A 3167-nucleotide genomic window follows, 5' to 3' on the forward strand; every position below is an offset into this window, starting at 1 on the left:
CGGACGGATGGGGCCGCTCACACGGGGTCGGACACGCCCCTACCGAGGGCTCTTTGTCTCCCAATGCACAGCATTTGAGAGCTTGGTTTAATTCAGGGAAAACATTCCATGTCGGGAGTCGGGAATGATCCGTCTGAACAATAACTCTCACGGGTTGAGATAGTTGGTGCGCCAGGAATTGGCCCCCTTCCGCGTCCACGAGCGAGCGGATATGCCTGCCCCATGACCGATGCCATCCTCGTCCTCGTGACCGCGCCCACGGCCGACAAGGCCGCCGAGATCGCCCGCATGCTGGTGGAGGAGGAGCTCGCGGCGTGCGGCAACGTGGTGCCCGGCCTGCGCTCCATCTACCGCTGGGAAGGCAAGGTGCACGACGAGCCGGAGGCGCTGCTCATCCTCAAGACACGCGCTCCGCTCTTCGAGGCGCTGCGGCAGCGGGTGGTGGAGCTCCACTCCTACCAGTGTCCGGAGGTGCTGCGACTGGACGTGGCGGAGGGCCACGCGCCGTACCTGCAATGGATCCGGGACAACGTGCGCTCCCTCGGGTGACGCGTCCGCGCAGCCCGGGTGACACCCTTGTGCAGCCGGCTGCTCATTCCGCGAGGCGCCGCGCCGAACGGTCACCGTCGTCTCCAGGGGAGCGGGCTCGGGCCCATCCGTTGCAAGATGTCGCGGACATGACGACCCCCCTGCCCTCCTGGGCCAAGCTTCCGTTGCTGCTCTCCCTGCTGCTCCTCGTCCCCCGCGTGGGTCTGGCCGCGCAGGACGCGCCACTCGCCACCCCCGACGAGGAGGTACCCACCACCGCCGAGGAGACGCCCTCCGACATCCCGGGTACCGACGAGCGCGCCCCCCTGCGGTTGGTGGATGAGCCCGCCCCGGAGCCCCGGCGCCAGGCGCCCCTCGGGCTGCGCCTGCTCGCGGAGGCGGCGGCCGGCGCGGTGACGTCGGTGGGCGGCGGCCTCGCCGGTGGACTGATCGGCCTGGGCCTGTGCGCGGCCACGGGTGGCCCCACCGACTCCCTTGGCCTGGGTTGCTTGGTGACGGGCACCCTCGTGGGCAGCCTCGGCCTGGCCATCGGGTATCCCGTGGGCGTGTGGTGGGGGGGCGAGGTCACCGGCGGCAATGGAAGCCTGCTCATGTCGATCGCCGGTCTGGGCGCGGGAGCCCTCGTGGGCGGCCTGCTGGGCGCCCTGACGCTGAAGATGGACCCGGAAGGCCGGGTCGCTGGCACCGTGATCGGGCTGTCCACCCTGGCGGGCCCCATCCTCTTCTACGAGATCTCCAACAAGGAGCCCACGCCCCAACTCACCGCCAGGGCCGCCGCGCGCCCTCGCCTCCAGCCCCTGCTGTCCGTCTCCTCGCGGGGCGCGCTGCTCGGCCTGGGCGGCTCCTTCTGAGGCGTTGCGCCCAGGTGACCAGAACGTAACACTTCCCGCCGGGACGCGGCCCCCGCCCCCGACCCGGCGTGTCGCTCCAGCGTGCTACATCAGAGGCCTCTCCCTCCTTCTCGCGCCCCAAGGAAAGGCCTGCTCATGACGCTCTCGAGTCGAGAGGCTGCCTACGGTTCCTGGAAGTCCCCCATCACCGCCGACCTCATCTCCTCCCAGTCCCTCTCGCTGGGAGAGGTGGCCGTCGATGGCGACGACGTGTATTGGCAGGAGATCCGCCCGGGCGAGCGGGGACGGCACGCCCTCGTGCGGCGCACCGCGGACGGGACGCTCTCGGAGATCCTCCCCCCGCCGGGTGAGGGCAGGCCCGTCTACAGCTCGCGCAGCCTCGTGTACGGGCAGGGCGGTGGCTCCTTCGCGGTGTCCGAGGGGCTGGTCATCTTCGTCAACCACGTCAGCAGCGGGACGAACCCGGATCAGCGGCTGTACCGGGTGAACCCGGGCCGCACGCCGGTGCCGCTCACGCCGGAGACGGGCGGCAAGCACCGCTTCGGAGACCTCATCATCGACCGCTCGCGCAACCGCGTGCTGGCGGTGCGCGAGGACTGGCGCAACCTCGAGGACGGCCAGCCGCGCAGCTCGCTGGTGGCGGTGGACCTCGACGGGCAGAAGCAGCGGGTGCTGGCCGAGGGCCGTGACTTCTACTCCTCGCCGAGCCTGAGCCCCAACGGCCGGCGCCTGGCGTGGCTCGCCTGGGACTACCCCTGCATGCCGTGGGACGGCTGCGAGCTGTGGGTGGCGGACGTGGACGAGGACGGCACGCTGCGCCACCCGACGCTGGTGGCCGGCGGCAGCACCGAGTCCATCTTCCAGCCCGAGTGGTCGCCCCAGGGCGAGCTGTACTTCGTGAGCGACCGCAACAACTGGTGGAACCTCTACCGGCTGCAGGGGCGCAGCGTGGTGCCGGTGCTGGAGCGCAAGGCGGAGTTCGGCGCGGCCCAGTGGAGCCTGGGCATGTCCACGTATGCCTTCATCTCGCCGCGGCACGTGGTGTGCGCCTTCAACGAGCAGGGCCAGTGGAAGCTGGGACGGCTGGACGTGGTGCTCGGCCAGTTCGCCGAGCTGAGCCTGCCCTACACGGACATCACCCAGGTGCGCGGGGGCTTCGCCACGGCGTGCTTCGTGGGCGGCGGGCCGGAGCACCCCGCCTCGGTGGTGCGGCTGGACATGGAGTCGGGCAAGCCGCAGGTGCTCAAGGCCTCCAGCCAGGTGCCGGGGGAGCTCGCGCCGTACCTGTCGCGCGGCGAGCCGCTGCACTACCCCACCAGCGAGCTGGGCGAGGCCCATGCCTGGTACTACCCGCCGCACAACCCGGACTACAGGGCGCCCGCGGGCGAGAAGCCGCCCCTGCTCATCATGAACCACGGCGGCCCCACGGCGTCCGCCTCGACGAAGCTGGACTGGGCCCTCCAGTACTTCACCAGCCGGGGCTTCGGCGTGGTGGACGTCAACTACCGGGGCAGCACCGGCTACGGCCGCGAGTACCGCCTGTCGCTGTACGGCAACTGGGGCGTGCTGGACGTGGATGACTGCGCCAACGCCGCGCTGCGGCTGGTGCAGGATGGCAAGGCGGACGCGAAGCGGCTGGCGGCTCGCGGCAGCGGCGCGGGGGGCTACACCACCCTGTCCCTGCTGGCCTTCCGCGACATCCTCCGCTGCGGCACCAGCCATGCGAGCGTCTCCAACCTGGAGGTGCTGGAGGAGCACTCGGAGAAG

3 protein-coding genes are annotated in these 3167 nt (G+C 70.9%); all 3 read left to right on the plus strand.

Annotated features, from left to right (window positions below):
- Positions 1 to 222: 222 nt before the first annotated feature.
- Positions 223 to 549, plus strand: a complete 327-nt coding sequence (gene cutA, locus VF697_RS15030; protein ID WP_331095529.1) for a divalent-cation tolerance protein CutA — start codon at positions 223 to 225, stop codon at positions 547 to 549.
- Positions 550 to 677: 128 nt separating this feature from the next.
- Positions 678 to 1400 (plus strand): hypothetical protein, encoded by a 723-nt coding sequence (locus VF697_RS15035; protein WP_331095531.1) that lies wholly within the window; start codon positions 678 to 680, stop codon positions 1398 to 1400.
- Positions 1401 to 1535: 135 nt separating this feature from the next.
- A partial coding sequence (locus VF697_RS15040) for a S9 family peptidase (protein WP_331095532.1) occupies positions 1536 to 3167 on the plus strand: 1632 nt, incomplete at its 3' end.

Source organism: Archangium sp., assembly GCF_036388035.1.
In the GTDB taxonomy this organism is placed as follows: domain Bacteria; phylum Myxococcota; class Myxococcia; order Myxococcales; family Myxococcaceae; genus Archangium.